The sequence below is a fragment of the Pseudomonas sp. FW305-70 genome (assembly GCF_058783925.1).
Genome location: NZ_JBYSYZ010000040.1, coordinates 37,012 through 57,188 on the forward strand (window position 1 = coordinate 37,012; position 20,177 = coordinate 57,188).

A 20,177-nucleotide genomic window follows, 5' to 3' on the forward strand; every position below is an offset into this window, starting at 1 on the left:
CGAGCGGGCTTGCTCGCGCTTGAGTGCGCAGCGCTCACAGGTTTTTGGGGCTGCTGCGCAGCCCGGCGCGAGCAAGCTCGCTCGCCACAATGAAATCTTCTGACTTCGCACCGCTGAGTCCTGCCATGACCGATGCCATCCAAGTTGAACGCGAACGCGGCCTGTTGACCCTGCGCCTGAATCGCCCGGACAAGAAAAACGCCCTGACCCGCGCCATGTACAGCCAACTGGCCGAGGCGCTGAAACAGGCCGACAACGACCCGGGGATCAATGCCGTACTGATCAGCGGCTCTGCCGAATGCTTCACCGCCGGCAACGACATCGCCGATTTCATCCAGCAACCGCCGACCAGCCTCGACAGCCCGGTGTTCCAGTTCATGCTCAATCTGCTCGAATGCCGCAAGCCAGTGATCGCCGCCGTGGCCGGGGCGGCGGTGGGCATTGGCACGACGATGTTGCTGCATTGCGATCTGGTCTACGTCAGCCGCGATGCGCGCCTGCGCATGCCGTTCGTCAATCTCGGGTTATGCCCTGAGTTCGGTTCCAGCCTGATCCTGCCGCGCTTGCTCGGGCAGGCCAAAGCGGCGGAGTTGTTGCTGCTGGGTGAAGGTTTCAGCGGTGAACAGGCGGCTGCCTGGGGCATTGCCAATGAGGCCTTGGGCAGTGGCGAAGAGGCCTTGGCCAAGGGACGGGAGATGGCCTTGCGCTTTGAGTCGCTGCCGCCGGAAGCGGTGCGGATCAGCAAGCAACTGATGAAAGCGCCGGATCGGGAGTTGTTGCGCAAGGTGATTGAAGAGGAGGGGGCGTTGTTCACCCAGCGGTTGCGTTCGCCGGAAGCGTTGGCGGCGTTGACCGGGTTTATCAAGCGGCATTGAACTTGCGGTGTCAGGGCCGGCCCCTTCGCGGGCAAGCCCGCTCCCACAGTAGCCGGTGTTGTTCACAAAACCTGTGTCCAACGGAAACCCCTGTGGGAGCGGGCTTGCCCGCGAAGGGGGCGGATCAGGCAAAACAAAAAATGGATAAGAAAACAAAAAGCCCCGCCATTCACATGGCGGGGCTTTTGATTTTCAGCAACCGGTCACTCAGACCATCGGATCGCCAACGTGCAGGATCTTCATGCCGTTGGTGCCGCCGGTGGTGTGGTAGCTGTCACCCTTGGTCAGGATGACCCAGTCGCCTTTCTGTACTACGCCGCGCTTGACCAGCTCGTCGATCGCCTTCTGGCTGACTTCGTTCGGTGCCAGCGAAGCCGGGTCGAACGGGATGGTGTACACGCCACGGAACATTGCCGCGCGAGCCTGGGCTTCGCGGTGCGGGGTGAACGCGTAGATCGGCACCGAGGAACGGATACGCGACATGATCAGCGGGGTGTAGCCACTTTCGGTCAGGGCGATGATCGCCTTCACGCCCGGGAAGTGGTTGGCGGTGTACATGGTCGCCAGCGCAATGCTCTCGTCGCAGCGCTGGAACTCCTTGCCGATGCGGTGGCTGGAGGTCTTGCTGGTCGGGTGCTTTTCGGCACCGACACAGATACGCGCCATGGCCTGAACGGCTTCCAGCGGGTACAGGCCAGCGGCACTTTCGGCCGAGAGCATCACGGCGTCGGTGTAGTCGAGCACGGCGTTGGCCACGTCGGACACTTCGGCGCGGGTCGGCATCGGGTTCTGGATCATCGACTCCATCATCTGGGTCGCGACGATCACCGCCTTGTTGTGACGGCGTGCATGCAGAATGATCTTCTTCTGGATGCCCACCAGTTCGGCGTCGCCGATTTCCACACCCAGGTCACCACGGGCAACCATCACCGCGTCGGACGCCTTGATCAGGCCGTCGAGGGTTTCGTCGTCGGCCACGGCTTCGGCGCGTTCGATCTTCGCCACCAGCCAGGCAGTGCCGCCGGCTTCGTCGCGCAGTTGACGGGCGTATTCCATGTCGGCGGCGTCACGCGGGAAGGACACCGCGAGGTAGTCGACTTCCATTTCCGCAGCGAGCTTGATGTCGGCCTTGTCTTTTTCAGTCAGGGCCGGAGCGGTCAGGCCGCCACCGCGACGGTTGATGCCTTTGTGGTCGGACAGCGGGCCGCCGATGGTCACGGTGCAGTTCAGTTCGGTGGCCGTGGCGGTATCGACGCGCATCACCACGCGACCGTCGTCGAGCAGCAGCTCGTCGCCCACGCCGCAGTCCTTGACCAGGTCCGGGTAGTCGATGCCGACCACTTGCTGGTTGCCTTCGGTCAGAGGATGGCTGGTGGAGAAGGTGAATTGATCACCGATCTTCAGCTCGATCTTCTTGTTGGCGAATTTGGCGATACGGATTTTCGGGCCTTGCAGGTCACCCAGCAGGGCGACAAAGCGGCCGTGCTTGGCAGCGAGGTCACGCACCAGCTTTGCGCGAGCCTTGTGCTCGTCGGGGGTGCCGTGGGAGAAGTTCAGGCGGGCGACGTCCAGGCCAGCCAGAATCAGCTGTTCGAGAACTTCCGGCGAGTTACTGGCCGGGCCAAGGGTGGCGACGATTTTGGTACGACGGACGGACATGCAAAGACTCCTGAGTTCAAGCGCTGAGTGAGGCTACTATGCTCCGAAGGTGTAGTCATTGTTCGTATGCACTACTTTTTTCTTTCTTTATTGAACCTGACAACTTTGCGCCAGGCAGCCTGAAGATTTTCGCCCACGGGTCGATACAACGTTCAAGACAGGAGATCCCCATGCGATTCGTACTCATTGCTGCCCTTGCCGTCGGCGCCCTCAGTGCCACGGGCTGCACCCGTTGGGCAATGAACCATCACTTGAACAATGCCTACAGCGCCTATGACCGGGGCAATTGCGAGCAGGTGATGCTCGAACTGTCCAAGGTCGAACGCGACAGCCGCGCGCGGCCTTACGTATGGCCGGAAGTGTCGATGATGCGCGGCCAGTGCCTGGAGCGGCAGAAGATGTTTATCGACGCGGCCCAGACCTACCAGTTCATTATTGCCGCCTATCCGCAAAGCGAATACGCCTACCGCGCCCGCGCCCGCCTGGAAACCTTGCAGAGCCTGGGCCACTACCCGCTGCGCAGTGCCGCGGCGGTAAAACCGACGCAGTTCTGATGGCAGGCGAGCATTCCATCGCTGGCTCCCCGGCGGCGGTGAGCTATAGTCCAAGGAACCGGTTTTAGAGCCTTGCCTCTGAATCGGGGCAACACCTGTGACCGGCAAAAGCAGGACTCAGCGCCGTAAGGACTGGCGCACCGGGAGCGGGGAGAGCGGGCCAAGACTCAATGAGTACCCGTTCCGAAGCAGTAGTGCGGCTCTGCTTAAGAGCCTTGCATAGCGAAAACGCACATGTTCACCGACCGCCGAATCGAGCGGCATCAACTGCCGTATTTCCTGAAAGTATTCAACGGTATCACCGGCAAACCCATCGGCTACCTGGGCAATGTCTCCGAAGACGGGCTGATGCTGATCAGCCAGCTGCCAATGATGATCGGCGCGGACTTCAACCTGCGCCTGAAAATCCCGGCGACCGAAGGCGGCCAGCGGATCATCGACCTGCAGGCCTGTTGCCTGTGGTGCCACGAAGACGCGACCCCCCAACATTACGACGCCGGTTTCAGCCTGCAACGGGCACCGCCGGAGTATGGGCAATTGGTGAGGGCGTTGAAGCAGTACTTCAGTTTTCAGTCGTTGCCGGCCTCGGCTTGAGATCACTCAGGCTCAAGCTCTTTTCCAGCCCAGATACCGCGTCACCAACGCCGCCCCCAACTCGCCGGGTAGCGCATCCATCACCAACACGCCATGAGCGTTCAAGCGCTCATGGAGTTCGGCGCGTGCATTGAGATAGTCCACGGTCCCGCAATAGGCCAGCGCCTCGGGCAAGGTCTGTACCGGTGACTGGCGCAAGGTGTCGAGCACGTTCTCGCGCAGGCTCGCGACCAGCACCTGGTGCTGCTGGCTCAGGCGCTTGACCGCCGGGAGCAACTCATCGTCGTCCTCTTCGCGCAGGTTGGTCACCAGTACCACCAGTGCCCGGCGTTTTTGCCGTGCCAGCAGTTGCGTAGCGGCGGCTTGGTAGTCGGCGCTACGTTGGCTGCTGTGCAAGTCATAGACGCGATTGAGCAGTGTGTTGAGATGGCTGGTACCTTTTACCGGCGCAAGGTAGCGCGGCTGCTCGCTGGCAAAGGTACTCAGGCCCACCGCGTCGCCCTGGCGTAGCGCGACGTAGCTGAGCAGCAAACACGCATTAAGCGCATGGTCGAAGTGCGAAAGCTCGCCGTCCTGGCTGCGCATGTGCCGGCCGCAGTCGAGCATGAAGATGATCTGCTGGTCGCGTTCGTCCTGATACTCCCGGGCAATGGGCGAGCGCTGGCGAGCGGTGGCTTTCCAGTCGATCTGGCGCAGGCTGTCGCCTTCGCGAAATTCTCGTAGCTGATGAAACTCCAGACCCAGGCCGCGACGCTGGCGTTGACGTACGCCGAGTTGGCTGAGCCAGTTATCCACAGCCAGTAACTGGCCGCCATAGAGGCGGGCGAAGTCGGGATAGACGCGGGTGTTGTCCGCGGCATCGAGAATGCGTTTGTCTGACCACAAACCCAAGGGGCTTGGCAGGTTGATTTCGCAGTGCTCAAAGCTGAAGTGCCCGCGTTTGAGTGGACGTAGCCGATAGTCGATTCGGCTGTGCTGGCCCGGTTGCAACTCGACAGTCAGCGGCAGGAGTTCGAAGTCCAGGCCCGAGGGTACATGGTCGAAGATCTGTACGCTCAGCGGTTGTGAAAAGTCGTGTTCAAGGATCAGTTGCACATCGCTCCAGCGACCGAGGGCCAGACTGCCGGGTATCTCACGGCTCAGCCGGGGCGAGGGTAGTCGCTTCAGCCCAAAGGCATCGAGCAGGGCCAGGACCAGCAATGCCAGGAGCAGTCCCCAATTGATCTGCGTGATGCTCGCCGGTACCGCCAGCTCCAACGCCCGCAGACTGCCGAGCACGATGCCGATGGCCAGTAGCGACGTTAACCAGATCAATAGCAGGCGCGAGGGTTTCACTGCCGCGGTGCCGGTACTTGGTCGAGCATCTGCCGGAGCACCTGATCGACATCCAGCCCTTCGATGTCCAGTTCCGGCGCGATGCGCACACGATGACGCAACACAGCCAGGGCGCAACCCTTGATGTCGTCCGGAATCACGAACTCCCCGCCGCGCAGCAGCGCACGGGCACGGGCACACCGCACCAGCGCGATGGACGCGCGCGGGCCGGCGCCGAGGATCAGTCCGGGCCAACTGCGGGTGGAGCGGGCCAGGCGCACGGCGTAATCGAGCACCTGATCGTCCAGCGCCAGGTCGCTGGCGATGCGTTGCAGGGCCAGCACATCCCTGGCCTGCAACAAGGTGCGCATCGGCTGGACATCGAGCATGTCGGCCCGGGTCGAGCGGCTGACCTGACGCACCATGTCCAGCTCTTGCTCGGCGTCCGGGTAATCCATGCGCACCTTGAGCATGAAGCGATCCAGTTCGGCTTCCGGCAGCGGGTAAGTGCCTTCCTGTTCGATCGGGTTTTGCGTGGCGAGCACCATGAAGGGTTGAGGGATCGGCAATGGCTGGCCTTCGAGGGTGACTTGCCGTTCCTGCATGGCTTCGAGCAGCGCCGCCTGGGTTTTCGCCGGGGCGCGGTTGATCTCGTCGGCCAGTAGCAGGTTGGTGAACAGCGGCCCCTTGCGCAGCTTGAATTGCTCGGTCTGCAAGTCATACACCGCGTGCCCGGTGACGTCGCTGGGCATCAGGTCCGGGGTGAACTGGATGCGCGCGAACTCACCGCCGAAGCAGCGGGCGAGGGCGCGTACCAACAGGGTCTTGCCCAGCCCCGGCACGCCTTCGAGCAATACGTGGCCACCAGCGATCAGCGCGGTCAGCACGTCGTCGATCACGCTGTCCTGGCCAATCACGGCTTTTTGCAATTCTTTGCGTACGGCCTGGGCCAGATGGCCGGCACGTTGGCGCTGTTGAGCGGCATGGCTCGTTGCGTCGGACTCGATCGGCTCATTCATTGGTTCCGGAGCCCTGCTAACTGCTACATTGGTTTTATCTTCCATAAATCAGTCACTTACCTAATCTAACTTTTTTCACGTGTTTTTTTACGCGTGGAAGGAGTGAGTGACTGCCAATCTGCTTCATTGCAATCCCATGGCAACCCCACATTTGAGCATTCGTCAGAGGTGGAGGTTAGTCTATCTCAGCCGTCACTCGCCCACCCTGAAGTGCAACTGCCGACATTGCCTGCCTCGATCGAAGGTCAGCTTCTAGCGCAAAGCTGCCGACCATCAAGGGCTACTACCGACCTGGAGCAGTCGGCGAACAGAATAATGGCAGATTAGTAGCTAAGCTTGGTCTGCACGCTCGCCATAGGTGCAGAACGAGGCTGAGGAAATTGAAAGGTACAGAACATCTGGCAAAAGTGATTGCCGACGTTCAGTTCTACAATGGAGAGCGAGGAGAATCGTTACCTGAAACGATGATGTCAAACACAACAAATGAAAATGATTTCGCTTTATCGCCGAAATATTAAGAGACTGCTTCCGAGAGTAAAAAATTTCACCATGAAATTAGCATCGCCAAATGCATTTCTTAGTGTCGGCACAAAAGCTTGATTGGTTTCCGAATACCGCTTCTATTGGTCAATTTAGAAGGATTATGTTTGGAGATTGTGAAATGGATTCTTTCAGGGATAAAAGCGCCGCAAAGCAAGCCATACCCACCAGTCCAAATAAGCCACGCTCGACCAAATGGCACCGCATGTACTTTTTTCTTGCGGGATTCGACGTGCTGGTTGTTGTGCTGAGCGTGCTATTGAATCACCTGATCGTCGATACCTATCACCGCTCCATCAAGGCAAACCAGTCGTGGGTCCAACAGCTGTCGAGCTATTCAACGCTGGGCAGCCTGGCTTCCACAGTCAATGCGCCGGGAAATAATGTATTCGATACACATAATGTTGAAGCCGAATCGCGGAACATGAATGAAGCCTTGCGCGCCTTCAACCAGCATTTGGCAATGGCTAAAAAACAGTTGGAAGAACGGATCGCCCATGAGGCTGAACACAGTGCAGATATCCAAGCCTTTACCCTTGCATTGAAGGATGAGGTGGGTGCAGTTGATGCCGCGATGGTCGAAATGGTGAACGAGGCCTTGCTGATCTTTTCCTACTTCAGGGAGGGGCAGTCGGATAATGCTGGCAAACGCATGGCAACGATGGACAGGAAGTTTGCCCAGTTGCTCGCCTCACTCAGTACCGTGCGCGATCGCGTTGGCCTGATTCAAAGCAAGCTCCTGGAGGAGGAGCTTGAGTCGGTCGAAGAACTGCGCCGGGTCGAATACGCGATCATGGTGTTCGTGCTGTTGATGGTCAGTGCGGCCATGATCTACGGGGGCAAGATCAGGCGCGAAATGGAGTCGCAAGCAGCTGAAAGGGAAGGTTATCTGGCAGTGCTGCGCGAAAGCGAGAAGCAGGCCCGCCAGCAAGCATCGCTGCTGGACAAGGCCCAGGACGCCATTGTCGTTCACGGGATGGATAACCGCATCCTGTACTGGAACAAAAGTGCCGAGCGTCTCTACGGTCTGTCAAAGGAAGAGGCACTCGGCAAATCGGCACAGGAGCTGATCTACCAGGGTAGCGCCGCATTCAATGCGGCCACTAACAGCCTGATAGAAACGGGTGACTGGGCGGACGAAGTGACACTTAGACGCCGGGATGGCTGCACCATCACGCTCGAAAGTCATCGCACCCTGGTGCGAGACGATGATGGCCAGCCGCAATCCGTTCTGTCGATCAATACAGACATCACCCACCGTAAGACCGCTGAGCAAGAGGTCCAGCGTTTGGCCTTCTACGATCAGTTGACCGGGCTGGCCAACAGGCGGCTCATGTTGGACCGGTTACAGCATCTGCTGGCGGGCAGCTCCCGTAGGCTGCATACGAGCGGGATAATTCTCATTGACCTGGATAACTTCAAGGCACTGAACGACACGCTGGGGCATGACAGAGGCGACATGTTGCTGCAGCAAGTTGCTCTGCGCCTTTGCGGCTGCATACGCGAGAGCGACACCGTGGCTCGCCTGGGCGGAGACGAATTCGTCGTCCTGCTGGATGGCCTTAATGAAAATCCTCCAGAAGCCGCTATCCAGGCCAAGGCTATTGGCGAAAAGATTCTCAACTCTCTGAACATTTCCTACCAGTTGGATGGATATGAGCACCACAGCACCCCCAGCCTCGGCATTGCGCTGTTCCAGGGGCAGCTGAGCACAGCGGACGATATTTTGAAGCGCGCTGACCTGGCGATGTATCGCGCCAAGGCGGCGGGCCGCAACACCATGCGCTTCTTCGATCCGGAAATGCAGGCGGTTGCCACGGCACGCGCCAGACTGGAAGTGGACTTGCGCCAAGGCTTGCAGGACAACGAATTCCTTCTTCATTACCAGCCGCAGGTCAATAGTGAGGGCCGTATCATTGGCGCAGAGGCACTGATGAGATGGCAGAATCCTGAGCGCGGAGTCGTGTTTCCAGGCGAGTTCATTCCATTGGCAGAGGAAACGGGGTTGATTCTGCCGTTAGGCCGTTGGGCGCTGCAGGCAGCCTGTACTCAGCTGGTTGCCTGGGCAAAGCATTCGGAAACCGCCCGGCTGGGTATGGCTGTGAATGTCAGCGCCCGCCAGTTTCACCATCCGGACTTCGTCGAGGAGGTACTGCAAGTACTGAGATACACGGGGGCCGATCCGAAGAAATTGAAACTGGAACTGACCGAGGGCCTGCTGATAGAGGATATGGAAGGTACTGTCGCCAAAATGATCGAGTTGAAAGAGATCGGCATAGGCCTTTCGCTGGATGATTTCGGAACCGGCTACTCGTCACTGTCATACCTCAAGAGCCTTCCGCTGGATCAACTCAAGATCGACCAGTCCTTTATCAGAGATGTGCTGGTTGATTCCAACGACGCCGCCATCGCCTGCGCGATTGTGAGCCTGAGCAAGATATTGGGGCTTTCGGTGATTGCAGAAGGTGTGGAGACAGAAGCTCAGCGCACCTTTCTGGTCAAGCATGGCTGCCAGACCTACCAGGGTTTCCTGTTTTCCCCGCCACTGCCAGCCGAACAATTTGTGGAGTATGTTCGCGAAAGGTTCATGGCGAGCACTGATTTCCCATGGACCAAGACTGAATCGCCATAAAGATCATAAGGCGTTCCTCAGGGATTGCAGGTGGGCGACCTGTCGGCTGAATTCAACGCTGGAAAGCCGTTGATTCGGACGCGGGCTCATGGCCTGGCTGATAGCGCGTGTGGGTTGGCCGCTCAGGCGTGCGAGCACCAACCATTGTTCGGCGACGGCGAGTTGTTCAAAGCCGGGATGGCGACGGCGCACGCGCCGCAGAATGTCCTGCTGCAAGGCTTGCAGCAAGCCGGCTTGACCGTTGCGGCGCAACAGGAAGTCGGCACTGGCGCGCAGGTGCTCCTGCAGTTGCCGGCGTGCTTTCGGTGCCGGTTCCAGCAACGGCCCCTGACGCACGCCAAAGTGCCAGAAACCCAGGCCGATCAAGGCGAACAACGCGACCAGCGCCTGGGGGAAGTCACGCAGCAGCAAGGTCGGCAGGCTGTCGTGATCGGTATTGAAGATCAGCGTCACGCGGGTGTCGGCGGTCAGGTACCAGAGCAGCCAGGCGTTGTCGTATTGCTCGACGGCCGGGGTTTTCCACAGGTCGGCATCGGTGACCACGATGATCGATCCGAGTCCGTAATCGAGTTGCATCATGTGCGTCGCCCTGGCGCTGTTGGCCCAGGCCTGGGCGAGGTTTTTCGGGTCTTCGAGATGGAAGGCGGTATCGAAACCGGCATAGGCCGGGGCGTCTTCGTCTTCCAGATAGAGCTTGGTCAGTTGTGGGTAAGGATCGTCGCCGACATCCGGTGGCGACTCCTTGAGGTCTTTGCTCAAGGACTGGCGCAGTTGTACCCGGTCAAGCAGCAGGTCATTGCTGTGGCCGATTTTTTCATCCCACAACGACTCGGCGACGAACAGCAGCCGGCCGCCGCCCCGGGTCCAGTTCATCACCTGGTCGATCTGCCGTGGCGTCATGTTGTAGCGGTCCCCGAGCAACAACAGGCTGTGTCGATGCGGATCGAGGCTGGGCAGGATGTCCAGGCCGTTGGCGTGATCGACGCTCAGGCCTTGCTGACGCAGGAACAGCTGCGCCGCCAGATAAGGGTTGGCCCTGGCTTCGGGAGAAGGACCGTGGTCGATTTCGACCTGGTAAGGGGTTGCCTTGAGGTACAGATAAACACCCAGTGCAGCCACCAGCACAGCGAGCAGGGCAATGGCGATCGTCCCCCGGCGCCGACTCAACGGAGCGCTTCCGGGTCGAACAACACGCGCCAGCCGTTACACAGTTCCTGTTGCACCTGTGCGGGGGGCAGGCGGTGACCGTAGGCCATGTCTTGCCAGTGCCCGGTCAGGTTTTTGCTGTAGGCCAGCAAGGCTGGTTGCTGTAATTGCTCGATGCGCTGCAGCACCTGCCCTTCAGTGTCGGCGGCCTCGAGCGCGATGTTGAAGTCGTGCGACAGGCGGCTGAGCAGGGCGCGATAGAGCAAGCCAAGGGCTTCGCGCGGATGGCTCTGCCAGAGGCTTTCGGCGCGGGTGGCAATGTCGGCGGGCAGGGACTCGGGCTTGAGGTCCAGTCCAAACGCCTGCTGCGGCAAGGGGTGCACGGCTTTGGCGCCGAGGGTCGGTCGCCGGCTGACGAACGCCTGCACCCAGTCGCGATAGCGCCAGATCAACAGGCCGACAGCACCGATGACGATGGCCCACAGCGCGATTTCAATCAGGTTCGCCAAGGCTCTGAAGTGCTGTCCCTCAAACAGCTTCAACAGGGACTTCAACCATTGCGGTGTCTGCCCGTCGCCGGACGCTTCAGCGTCCGGCGGGGCTTTGCTGAAGCGATAGCGTGTCACCGTTTCCCGGTTCTTGAAGGGCGGCTGTTCGAGGATTGTCTTTATGCTGTCCCTGGCGACCTGGGTGTTCAGGGGTTGGTCCAGCAGGCGTGGGCTGTCGGGTGAAATGGCCGGTTCGGCGGCCCACACGCTGTGTGCAGGTGACATCAGCAACATCACGGCAATCAACAGCACGCTGCTCGCACTGATCAGACGCTGGCGCATCCGGCGGAACACCAGTTCAATATCCCAGGCCTCCAGCACAGTGCGCCGGTTCAAATAAAGGCTGAAACCGCAGGCGACATAGATCGGCTCCCAGACCACCAACACCATTGCATAAAACAGGTTGGTCAGGTGTTCCAGCCAGCGCCAGTCCTGGGTGGCCGCAGAGATCAGCGACTGCCAGCTCCAGTCCAGCGCGACCTGTTGTGGCAACAGCAGATAGAACAACACCATCAAGCCGATCCACAGCGCGCCTTCCAGGTGCGCGCCGATGATCGTCAGCCAGCGTGCGGCGCCGGCGTCCCGCTGCAGCAGCACCGCTAAACGCTGCTGGCGTTGTTGTCCGTCCAGGCCTTCGAGTTGCGCCACCGGCATCACGAAACTGCGCTGCAGACTCAGGCGTCGCCAGCTCAGGCTGGCCAGCAATTGCCCTTTGAGCAACCGCGGCCATTGCCGCAGGGCCTGCTTGACCGTGGGTGTTTCGCCGAACATGGCTTTGGACAGGATGTACAAGGGCAAACGGTCGAATGCCGGTTTCAGCCACCAGAAAATCAACACGGCGAGAGAAGGCGAGTCCCAGAGCCCCCAACTGAGCAACGCGAACACCGGCAACGTGAGCAACGCCCAACTGGTCATCAGCAGGCGTCGGTGGCGCTGGCTCAGGAGCACGCCGAGGTCCATGGCTTCCCAGGTCGAGCGCGGGCGAATGACCACGCTGGCGTCATTCAGGCGCATGGCGGCGACGTCCGGCGAATACGAAATAAACCACCACCAGCAACCAGAGCGCCGCGCCGACCAGGTACTTGGTCTGGTACGAAGGGCGAGTCATCGATGACCAGTAGGCTTCGATAAACGCCGCGATCAACAGGAACAGCATGACCCCGCAGATCAGCAGCACGCTCTCGCGCGCCGCCAATCGCAAGGACTCGGCGCGGGGCAGGCGCCCCGGGGCGACCAACGCCCAACCCAGCTTCAGACCGGCGGCGCCTGCCAGGGCGATGGCGCTGAGTTCGAAAGCGCCATGACCGATCACGAATGACCAGAAGGTCTGCCCGTAGCCGACGTAGGTCAGGTGCCCGGCCACCGCACCAATCATCAGGCCGTTGAAAATCAGGAAGAACACGCTGCCCAGGCCGAACAGCAAACCGCTGGCGAAGGTCTGAAAGGCAATGCCGATGTTGTGCATGATGTAGTAGCCGAACATCACCCAGTCTTCACTGGCGACCCGTTCCGCCGTGCGTCCGAGGTGACCGGCAACGGGGTCGTACATGCTTTGCATTTCGCTGACCTGTTCGGCGGGGATCAGGTTGTAGATCAGGTCCGGGAACAGGTACACCAGCACCCCGAAACCGGCCAGGCTGACAAAGAACATCAGGCTGGCGGCGAGCACGAAGCGCCACTGTTCGCGCACCAGGCGCGGGAAATCCGCGAGGATGAAAGCCAGCGCATTGGCCCCCAGGCGGCTGCGGTGACGGTAAAGCTGTTGATGCCCGCGCAGCACCTGTTGCTGCAACGAGTCGATCAGAAAACTGCTGTAGCCACGCTCCCGTGCCAGTGCCAGGTGTTGGCACAGGCGTCGGTAGTCCTTCGGGAAACTGCCGGTGTCGGTGACCTTGCCGTCCCGTTCCAACTGCTCGAGCAGCCCGCAGAAACGGTCCCACTCGGCCTTGTGCCGACGTTCAAAAAGGCTTTGCTTCATGTCGGCCCCAGCAGGCCGCGGGCGATGCCATTGAGCTCGGTCACCGCCTGCGCGGCCGGGACGTGCAACGGTTGGGCGAGGATCGCAGCCAGTTCATCGACCCGCGCCCGGGAGAGTTCGCCCTGGCGCTCGGCAAACCCGAGAATGGCCCGTTGCTCGCTGAGCGTCAGGGCAAATGCCGTGCGGCGGGGCTGGGCTTCGGGGAGTTCGGGGCGGGTGTGCGAGCGTTCGCGGTAGATCACCAGGGTCCCGGCGGCGATATCGCCAAGGCGCTTGAAGTGGGGGTGTTGCAGGCAGCTGATGGCCCCGAGGAAGTAACCGAAGGGCAACAGGTCGACAACGCGCAGCAGGTTGCGCAGCAGCGACGCGGACCAGCCGACCGGGGTGCCATCGTCGTGCACCACCCGCAGTCCCATCCATTGCTTGCCCGGCGAGCGCCCCTGGTTGAGCACCTCGAACAGCACCATGTACCACCAACTCACCCCGAACAGCAGGATCGACCCCAGCCCGGCGCCCAATTTGCCGAGCATCGCCAGCGCAATGAACAGCACACCAAGGACCAGGCCGCGCAAACCAAGATCGATGGCGAACGCCAGCGCACGAACCATCAACCCGGCCGGGCGCAGTGGCAGGTCGACGCCCTCCGGCGTTTCGACCTGGTACCGCGTATCCAGCGGGGGTGACAGCGGCGCATTCCGTGGCTGTGCTGTGGTCTCGAGCATGGGCAACCTGATGATGTGACCTGGGTCGGGATTCTCTGTCTATCCGATGCTAGCAGCCTATTCGAGGGGCGGGGGCGCAGGGAAATGACATAACCATGTATTGCATGGTGAGCCGGGCAAGCTGCTTGAATGACAAGACTACTGGCCGTGGCGGGAGGTGAACGCCTAGACTTTGCCGATCTTCAGTTCAGGAACCGCCCGTGACCTCCATCTTCTGGTACGACTACGAAACCACTGGCATCAATCCCCGTTGCGACCGTCCGTTGCAAATGGCCGGCCTGCGCACCGACTTCGATCTCAATGAAATCGACGAGCCGGTCAATCTGTATTGCCAACCCAGCGACGACATCCTGCCGCACCCGGCCGCTTGTGCGATCACGGGAATCACGCCCGGGCAACTGCAGGCGCAGGGCTTGAGCGAAGCGGATTTCATGACACGGGTGCATGCCCAGCTTGCGGCACCGGGCACCTGTGGCGCGGGGTACAACACGCTGCGTTTCGATGACGAGATGACCCGCTACAGCCTGTACCGAAACTTTTTCGACCCTTATGCGCGGGAATGGCAGGGCGGCAACAGCCGCTGGGACCTGATCGATGTGGTGCGCGCCTCTTATGCCTTGCGCCCCGATGGCCTGCAATGGCCGACGGACGACGAAGGGCGGGTCACCCTCAAGCTTGAACGCCTGACCGCGGCCAACGGCATCGATCATGGCAATGCCCACGAGGCGCTGTCGGATGTTCGCGCGACAATTGCCCTGGCGCGCCTCATTCGGGAAAAACAGCCAAAGCTCTACGCCTGGCTGTTCCAACTGCGCAGCAAGCAAAAAGTCATGGACCAGATACGCCTGCTGCAACCGCTGGTGCATGTTTCCGGACGCTTTTCGGCGGCGCGCAGCTATGTGGGGGTGGTGTTGCCGCTGGCCTGGCACCCACGCAACAAAAACGCCCTGATTGTCTGTGACCTGCACCTCGACCCCCAGGGCCTGCTCGACCTGGATGCCGAAAGTTTGCGTCAGCGCTTGTATACCCGCCACGACGAACTGGCCGAGGGGGAGTTGCCAGTGCCGTTGAAGCTGATTCACATCAACAAGTGCCCGGTGGTGGCCCCGTTGTCGGTACTTCGCCAGGATGATCAGCAGCGCCTGGGTCTGGACATGGCGTTGTATCAGCAGCGAGTGCTGCAGCTAAATGACACGCGGAAAGTTTGGCTGGATAAAGTCCTGGCGATTTATGCCCGCGAAGATTTTTCCCAGAGCCAGGATCCGGAGCAACAGTTATACGATGGATTCATCGGTGATCGGGACCGGCGTTTGTGCGAACAAGTCAGAACCGTTGACCCGATGCAGTTGGCACAAGAGCAGTGGCCTTTCGATGACGAACGCTTGCCTGAATTATTATTTCGATATCGCGCACGCAACTTTCCCGATACGTTGAATGCCGAGGAGCAAGAGCGCTGGCGAATATTCTGTCAGAAGCGTTTGTCAGACCCCGGATGGGGGGCGCCAAATACCCTCGAAAGTTTTGTAGAGGCTGCGGCCCAATTGAGCGTTAGTGCCACTGCGTTTCAGCAGGGGGTGCTCGGTGAGTGGCAGGATTATGTCCTGGGATTGCGTCAGCGTTTGCATCTTTGAAATCGAACCTGCCGGTGCTTAAATACCGCGCATAAAAAACGCCAGCATTTGCTGGCGTTCCTTTTTTTGTCACGGATCCATCTGCGACAGGCTCTGAGGCTTAGCCCAGCAGGGTAGCCCAGCCTTCTACCACGTCGCCGCCCCACTTGGCTTTCCACTCTTTCAGAGTCTTGTGGTTGCCACCTTTGGTTTCGATGACTTCGCCGTTGTGCGGGTTTTTGTATTGTTTAACTTTGCGAGCACGCTTGGTGCCGGTAGTTTTCACTGCACCGCCGCGTGGTGCCTTGGTTTTCGACTCTGGATCCAGCAGCGCGATGATGTCACGCAGGGACTTGGAGTATTCACCCATCAAGGTGCGCAGTTTGCCTTCGAATTCCAGCTCGGTTTGCAGTTTGTCGTCTTGGGACAGGTTCTTCAAACGGGCTTGCAGCTCTTTGATAGCTTCTTCGGTGGCGCGATATTCGTTGATCAAGGACATGGGAACTACCTTATGTTGTACGCTGGATGGCAGATGACAGTGCGGCAATAATAGTCACGGTGTTTCATCAAGTAAACATTTAAGACAACTTTATTTAATTTAGTTGCTGTGTCTCGGGTGCACATTGGTAATGCCGTTATTAGTGTGATCCCGGTCCGTCAGATATACATAATTTAACAATTGCCCGGCACCGCTAGAGCATCCGGACGAACCGGCACGGGTGTTGTCGCTCCAGCCGCACCGACCTTCCGGCAGGACGAAACGTCAACAATACTGCAGTTTTGCTGCGCAATCGCTAGAATGGCGGCCTTTGCGAAGTTCTGGAGTTTCCCCCTCATGCGCACTTTTCGTCTGGTGATTTCTTGCCCGGACCGTGTTGGCATCGTTGCCAAAGTCAGTAACTTTCTGGCATCACACAACGGTTGGATCACTGAAGCGAGCCATCACTCGGACAATCTCAGTGGCTGGTTCTTCATGCGTCACGAAATCCGTGCCGACTCCCTGCCATTTGGTATCGAAGCGTTGCGCGAAGCCTTTGCCCCGATCGCCGAAGAGTTCTCGATGGACTGGCGTATCACCGATACCGAACAAAAGAAGCGTGTCGTGCTGATGGCCAGCCGCGAGTCGCACTGCCTGGCCGACTTGCTGCATCGCTGGCACAGCGATGAACTGGACTGCGAAATCTCCTGCGTGATTTCCAACCATGATGACTTGCGCAGCATGGTGGAGTGGCACGGCATTCCGTACTACCACGTCCCGGTCAATCCGCAGGACAAGCAGCCGGCTTTCGCCGAGGTATCGCGCCTGGTCAAACAGCACGACGCCGAAGTGGTGGTGCTGGCCCGTTACATGCAAATCCTGCCGCCCGAGTTGTGCAGCGAATATGCGCACAAGGTGATCAACATTCACCACAGCTTCCTGCCGTCGTTCGTCGGTGCCAAGCCGTATCACCAGGCCTCCCTGCGCGGTGTGAAACTGATCGGCGCGACTTGCCACTATGTGACCGAAGAGCTGGATGCCGGCCCGATCATCGAGCAGGACGTGGTGCGTGTCAGCCACAGCGACAGCATCGAAGACATGGTGCGTTTCGGCCGCGATGTCGAGAAGATGGTGCTGGCCCGTGGCCTGCGTTATCACCTGGAAGACCGGGTGCTGGTGCATGGCAACAAAACCGTCGTCTTCTGATAGACCTGCGGGACAGTTGATATTCGAAGGGCCTGGGCGTTCAATCGCTCCAGGCCCTTCGCCGTTTTTGCACCGAGGACATGACCATGGCCGATCCACTGGACAAAGCAACATCCAAGGCTCCCGCCACGCTGGGCGAAGGTTGCCTGAGCCGCTACGACCCGGATGACATGGGACCTGAAGACGGTACAGAGTTTCCGGGGGCAGCCGAGTTGTGGAAGCAACTGCAGCAGGAGTCTGACGATGAAACCGGGAAGGATTAAAAAGATCGCAGGCTGCGATCTTTTCAGGCCTGCCTGATTTTCATCAGTTTCTTCAGCAGCGGCCGCCCCAGCATCAGCAGAAACACTGGCCCACCGACCAGCAAATAGAAGTAATACGTCACCGCCCGCCAGATCAGAATCGCCGCGGCTGCCGTGGATTTCCCGACCATGGGTGCCAAAAGCGCTGCCGACGTCAGTTCCGCAGCCCCGGCTCCGCCCGGCAGTAGGCTGAATTGCCCGGCGCTCAGCGCCAGCATCTGGATCAGAAAACTCCAGGCCCACTGCAAATCCGCGCCGAGCCCGCGTAACGCCAGATAGAGCACGCTGTAGCGCAGGAGCCAATGCACACAGGTCAGGACGAAAACCTTGATCAAGGTCTGCGCGGGCAATTTCAGCGTGTCGGTGAACGCCGCCAGAAACTGCAGGAGCTTGCGTGCCCAGCGCATTCGCGTGGCTGCCTTGACATTGACTCGGGCGAGCCATCGACCGCTCAGGCGAATCAACGAGCGGTGATAGCGGGCGACCATGGCGCAGGTGATCAAGCCGCCGAACAGCGAAACAGCACTGACCATCAGCATCCATTCCATGCGCTGACTGAGGTGCTGGAACAGGGCGTAAACAAGAATCCCGCTCAGGGCGCAGAGGAAAAACAGCAAGTCGCTCAGTTGGTCCATGGCAAACACGGCACTGCCCCTGGCCGGACGCACGCCGTGACGCGCCAGCAACGCCATGATCGTCAGCGGCCCGCCGCTGCCGCCGGGCGTGGCGCAGTAGGCAAATTCGGCGGCCATCACCACGCCAAGGCTCCTGAACCGGCTGACCTTGTGGCGTTGATCCCCCAGCAACAGGCGCAAACGCAGGGTGTTCACCCCCCAGCACAGCAGGATCATGCCGAACATGATCAACAGCCACGGCAGCGGAAAACCGCTCAGCCGGGAACCGATTTCGCTGCCGCCCAACAGTAACGGAATCAGCACTGCCGCGAGCAGGCCGACGAGCAATAGCAGGGCGCGACTCATGCGGCGCAGCCCACCCGGTTGTTTTGCAGCGCCAGCCACTGGGACTTGGTCATCGGAATGCGTCCATTATCGAGCAGGCGTTCAAGGGTTTGCAGCCAGTATCGGTGCGAGAACTCGTGGCGCATGTCCACCGGGTGCAAGCCCAGGCGAATCACCGGGGCGTGCTGCCAGCGTTGTTCACGGTGGTCGCTGACGAGCTTCGATACACCCCGGCGCCAGGCACTGCGCGCACTCCAGACCAGCCCCGGCGCCTCGATCGCGGTGAAATCCGGTAGCCGGTATAAATGCTGCGAGTCGCTGGTGTAACTCAACGGCAGTTGGCGCAATGCCTGGCGAGTGCCCTGGCTCATCAGCCAGGCCGGGGCGACGAACCCTTCCAGCGGCCAGTCATGCCGGTGGAACATCTCGATGCCCGAGCGCAGGCGGGTGAGGGCGGTTTCTTGTGACAAACGATAAAACTCGCCTTCGTGGGTGTAGACCCGACGCATGAACCAGTCGCGGGGATTGAGGGGCATCGGCCCCTCGTCGCTATGGAAATAGCCATGCAGTGCCAGTTCGTCGCCCCGGGCGACCCTGGCACTGAGCTGGCGGCATAACGGCGGATGGGCGTCCAGGTTGTTGTGTTTGTGGTAATCGGGAACCACCAGCCAGGTGATCGGCACGTCCCCCAAGGCGTCGACGGCTTTGACGAACGGTTGGTAATCGGCCCAGGTGGGGGGTGCCACGTCGTGCAGTACCAGCAGTAAAGCGGGCCTGTTCATGGACTCAACCATTGGCTGTCAGCGGCCATTGGCTGCCGAGCACGGCGTGGTAGTGGCACAGCAAACTGGTGACCACCGTGTCCCAGGCGTAATGCCGTTCGGCATGTAACCGCGCTTGGCGGCCCAGGGCTACGCTGCCCGAGCCGAACAGGTCTCGAACAGCGGTGGCCATCGCGGCTGGATCGTTCGGCGCGCAAAGCCGGCCGCAGTCCTCGGTGACGATTTCCTCGAAAGCCCCGGCCGCCACGGCCACTACCGGAATACCGCTGGCCATGGCTTCGAGTATCACCAGACCGAAGGTTTCCTGATCGCCGGCGTGCAGCAAGGCGTCGGCGCTGGCCATCAGGCGGGCCACCTGTGGCGCCGGGCAGAACTGGTCGATCACTGTCACATTGGACGGCACGGCTGTCGGCATCGACGAGCCAACCAGCAGCAGGTGATAGCGGCGGCCCAGGCGTTTCATGCAGTCGAGCAGCACTGGCAGGTTTTTTTCCTTGGAACCGCGCCCGGCGAAGATCAGCAGCCGGGTGTTGTCGTCCAGGCCCAACTCGACCCGCAGCCCGGGGTCTCTGGCAATGGGATTGAAGGTTTGCAGGTCGACGCCCAAGGGTTGCACGAACACATTCCTGACCCCAAGCCCGGTGAGTTTGTCGGCCATGACCCGACTGGGCGCCAGGACCCGGTCGAAGTTGCCGTAGAGCTTGCTGACATAGGCCTCGACGTTATTGGTCACCCAGTTGCCCATGCGGTTGCTGACCAGCAGCGGCAGGTCCGAGTGATAGAAACCTATGACCGGTACATCGAGTTGCCGCCGTGCATCCAGCGCTGCCCATGCGGTGAGGTAGGGGTCGCCGACTTCGATCAGGTCAGGTTGCAAATCCTGCAGGACATTGCGCCAGGGCGCGAGACGCAGCGGGAAGCGATAGCCTTTGCCGAAGGGCAAGGCAGGGGCTGGAACGGTGAAGATGCCATCCTGCTCGCTCAAGGACGATCCGGGGATCAGCAAACTGTGGCGAATGCCCGGCTTGATGCCCAGGCGACGGTGCTTTGCATCCAGATAAGTGCGCACGCCACCGCTGGCAGGGGCGTAGAACATGGTGATGTCAGCGATATGCACGATGAACGATCCTCCGGTCCCGGTATTCCCTTGGTTGACCTTTATGAAGGATAGATGTTCGGTTGGGGTTGTGCGGGTGGGGTGTCAGCGGGTTTTGTAGTGTTTGGCAGGTCGCCTTCGCGAGCAAGCCCGCTCCCACAGG

Annotated in this window: 18 protein-coding genes; 7 read left to right on the forward strand and 11 right to left on the reverse strand. The window is 60.2% G+C overall.

Annotation, left to right across the window (positions count from 1 at the left end):
- Window positions 1-125: 125 nt before the first annotated feature.
- Window positions 126-875 (forward strand): enoyl-CoA hydratase-related protein, encoded by a 750-nt coding sequence (locus tag AC3WN7_RS23505; RefSeq protein ID WP_095965417.1) that lies wholly within the window; start codon window positions 126-128, stop codon window positions 873-875.
- 207 nt (window positions 876-1,082) lie between these two features.
- On the opposite strand, the gene pyk is transcribed toward AC3WN7_RS23505, so the two are convergent.
- Window positions 1,083-2,534, reverse strand: coding sequence for a pyruvate kinase (pyk, locus tag AC3WN7_RS23510; RefSeq protein ID WP_007978464.1), 1,452 nt, complete (start codon window positions 2,532-2,534; stop codon window positions 1,083-1,085).
- Between the two features lie 170 nt (window positions 2,535-2,704).
- Between pyk and AC3WN7_RS23515 the strand changes: the two genes are divergently transcribed.
- A complete protein-coding gene (locus AC3WN7_RS23515) occupies window positions 2,705-3,088 on the forward strand; it encodes a tetratricopeptide repeat protein (protein ID WP_015096630.1) in 384 nt (127 codons plus the stop codon).
- Between the two features lie 234 nt (window positions 3,089-3,322).
- Window positions 3,323-3,682, forward strand: a complete 360-nt coding sequence (locus AC3WN7_RS23520) for a PilZ domain-containing protein (RefSeq protein ID WP_095965416.1) — start codon at window positions 3,323-3,325, stop codon at window positions 3,680-3,682.
- A gap of 12 nt (window positions 3,683-3,694) precedes the next feature.
- On the opposite strand, the gene AC3WN7_RS23525 is transcribed toward AC3WN7_RS23520, so the two are convergent.
- Together AC3WN7_RS23525 and AC3WN7_RS23530 are read right to left on the reverse strand one after the other, a co-directional pair.
- The gene (locus AC3WN7_RS23525; protein ID WP_095965415.1) at window positions 3,695-5,017 is read right to left on the reverse strand and encodes a DUF58 domain-containing protein; all 1,323 of its coding nucleotides are present in this window, start codon (window positions 5,015-5,017) and stop codon (window positions 3,695-3,697) included.
- Window positions 5,014-6,015, reverse strand: coding sequence for an AAA family ATPase (locus AC3WN7_RS23530; RefSeq protein WP_102675237.1), 1,002 nt, complete (start codon window positions 6,013-6,015; stop codon window positions 5,014-5,016). Before AC3WN7_RS23530 ends, AC3WN7_RS23525 begins: the two co-directional genes overlap by 4 nt.
- 661 nt (window positions 6,016-6,676) lie before the next feature.
- On the opposite strand from AC3WN7_RS23530, the gene AC3WN7_RS23535 reads away from it, so the two are divergent.
- A complete protein-coding gene (locus AC3WN7_RS23535) occupies window positions 6,677-9,187 on the forward strand; it encodes a putative bifunctional diguanylate cyclase/phosphodiesterase (RefSeq protein WP_095965413.1) in 2,511 nt (836 codons plus the stop codon).
- Window positions 9,188-9,190: 3 nt separating this feature from the next.
- Here the strand turns inward: AC3WN7_RS23535 and AC3WN7_RS23540 are convergent, their stop codons facing one another.
- From AC3WN7_RS23540 to AC3WN7_RS23555, 4 genes are read right to left on the reverse strand one after another with little or no spacing between them, the layout of a single operon-like run.
- Window positions 9,191-10,354, reverse strand: coding sequence for a DUF4350 domain-containing protein (locus tag AC3WN7_RS23540; protein ID WP_102675236.1), 1,164 nt, complete (start codon window positions 10,352-10,354; stop codon window positions 9,191-9,193).
- Window positions 10,351-11,895, reverse strand: a complete 1,545-nt coding sequence (locus AC3WN7_RS23545) for a DUF4129 domain-containing protein (RefSeq protein ID WP_095965411.1) — start codon at window positions 11,893-11,895, stop codon at window positions 10,351-10,353. Before AC3WN7_RS23545 ends, AC3WN7_RS23540 begins: the two co-directional genes overlap by 4 nt.
- A complete protein-coding gene (locus AC3WN7_RS23550) occupies window positions 11,882-12,859 on the reverse strand; it encodes a stage II sporulation protein M (RefSeq protein WP_102675255.1) in 978 nt (325 codons plus the stop codon). The genes AC3WN7_RS23545 and AC3WN7_RS23550 overlap by 14 nt, the downstream gene beginning before the upstream one ends.
- A complete protein-coding gene (locus AC3WN7_RS23555; RefSeq protein WP_095965410.1) occupies window positions 12,856-13,581 on the reverse strand; it encodes an RDD family protein in 726 nt (241 codons plus the stop codon). Before AC3WN7_RS23555 ends, AC3WN7_RS23550 begins: the two co-directional genes overlap by 4 nt.
- Window positions 13,582-13,781: 200 nt before the next feature.
- On the opposite strand from AC3WN7_RS23555, the gene sbcB reads away from it, so the two are divergent.
- A complete protein-coding gene (gene sbcB / locus AC3WN7_RS23560; protein ID WP_102675235.1) occupies window positions 13,782-15,212 on the forward strand; it encodes an exodeoxyribonuclease I in 1,431 nt (476 codons plus the stop codon).
- Window positions 15,213-15,312: 100 nt separating this feature from the next.
- Here sbcB and mvaT read toward each other — a convergent pair whose 3' ends face one another.
- On the reverse strand, window positions 15,313-15,690 hold the full coding sequence (gene mvaT, locus AC3WN7_RS23565) for a histone-like nucleoid-structuring protein MvaT (protein ID WP_007933316.1): 378 nt from the start codon (window positions 15,688-15,690) through the stop codon (window positions 15,313-15,315).
- Window positions 15,691-16,026: 336 nt separating this feature from the next.
- Here mvaT and purU point away from each other — a divergent pair, with 336 nt between their 5' ends.
- Window positions 16,027-16,875 (forward strand): formyltetrahydrofolate deformylase, encoded by an 849-nt coding sequence (gene purU / locus AC3WN7_RS23570; RefSeq protein ID WP_007977367.1) that lies wholly within the window; start codon window positions 16,027-16,029, stop codon window positions 16,873-16,875.
- Between the two features lie 86 nt (window positions 16,876-16,961).
- Window positions 16,962-17,138 (forward strand): hypothetical protein, encoded by a 177-nt coding sequence (locus tag AC3WN7_RS23575; protein ID WP_172435704.1) that lies wholly within the window; start codon window positions 16,962-16,964, stop codon window positions 17,136-17,138.
- A gap of 23 nt (window positions 17,139-17,161) precedes the next feature.
- Here AC3WN7_RS23575 and gpgF read toward each other — a convergent pair whose 3' ends face one another.
- From gpgF to gpgS, 3 genes are read right to left on the reverse strand one after another with little or no spacing between them, the layout of a single operon-like run.
- On the reverse strand, window positions 17,162-18,157 hold the full coding sequence (gene gpgF, locus AC3WN7_RS23580) for a glucosaminyl phosphatidylglycerol flippase (RefSeq protein ID WP_095965408.1): 996 nt from the start codon (window positions 18,155-18,157) through the stop codon (window positions 17,162-17,164).
- Window positions 18,154-18,930 carry an N-acetylglucosaminyl phosphatidylglycerol deacetylase gene (gpgD, locus tag AC3WN7_RS23585; RefSeq protein WP_102675234.1) on the reverse strand — a complete coding sequence of 259 codons (777 nt, stop codon included), beginning with the start codon at window positions 18,928-18,930 and terminating at the stop codon, window positions 18,154-18,156. The genes gpgF and gpgD overlap by 4 nt, the downstream gene beginning before the upstream one ends.
- The gene (gene gpgS, locus AC3WN7_RS23590) at window positions 18,923-20,035 is read right to left on the reverse strand and encodes an N-acetylglucosaminyl phosphatidylglycerol synthase (RefSeq protein WP_095965406.1); all 1,113 of its coding nucleotides are present in this window, start codon (window positions 20,033-20,035) and stop codon (window positions 18,923-18,925) included. Before gpgS ends, gpgD begins: the two co-directional genes overlap by 8 nt.
- Window positions 20,036-20,177 lie beyond the last annotated feature (142 nt).

Coding starts and splice junctions, on each gene's coding strand:
- gpgD (WP_102675234.1), bottom strand. CDS start 18,930: ATGGTTGAGTCCATGAACAGGCCCGCTTTACTGCTGGTACTGCACGAC.
- pyk (WP_007978464.1), bottom strand. CDS start 2,534: ATGTCCGTCCGTCGTACCAAAATCGTCGCCACCCTTGGCCCGGCCAGT.
- AC3WN7_RS23575 (WP_172435704.1), top strand. CDS start 16,962: ATGGCCGATCCACTGGACAAAGCAACATCCAAGGCTCCCGCCACGCTG.
- AC3WN7_RS23550 (WP_102675255.1), bottom strand. CDS start 12,859: ATGAAGCAAAGCCTTTTTGAACGTCGGCACAAGGCCGAGTGGGACCGT.
- AC3WN7_RS23505 (WP_095965417.1), top strand. CDS start 126: ATGACCGATGCCATCCAAGTTGAACGCGAACGCGGCCTGTTGACCCTG.
- AC3WN7_RS23515 (WP_015096630.1), top strand. CDS start 2,705: ATGCGATTCGTACTCATTGCTGCCCTTGCCGTCGGCGCCCTCAGTGCC.
- AC3WN7_RS23530 (WP_102675237.1), bottom strand. CDS start 6,015: ATGAATGAGCCGATCGAGTCCGACGCAACGAGCCATGCCGCTCAACAG.
- AC3WN7_RS23535 (WP_095965413.1), top strand. CDS start 6,677: ATGGATTCTTTCAGGGATAAAAGCGCCGCAAAGCAAGCCATACCCACC.
- gpgF (WP_095965408.1), bottom strand. CDS start 18,157: ATGAGTCGCGCCCTGCTATTGCTCGTCGGCCTGCTCGCGGCAGTGCTG.
- AC3WN7_RS23555 (WP_095965410.1), bottom strand. CDS start 13,581: ATGCTCGAGACCACAGCACAGCCACGGAATGCGCCGCTGTCACCCCCG.
- purU (WP_007977367.1), top strand. CDS start 16,027: ATGCGCACTTTTCGTCTGGTGATTTCTTGCCCGGACCGTGTTGGCATC.
- AC3WN7_RS23545 (WP_095965411.1), bottom strand. CDS start 11,895: ATGCGCCTGAATGACGCCAGCGTGGTCATTCGCCCGCGCTCGACCTGG.
- AC3WN7_RS23520 (WP_095965416.1), top strand. CDS start 3,323: ATGTTCACCGACCGCCGAATCGAGCGGCATCAACTGCCGTATTTCCTG.
- mvaT (WP_007933316.1), bottom strand. CDS start 15,690: ATGTCCTTGATCAACGAATATCGCGCCACCGAAGAAGCTATCAAAGAG.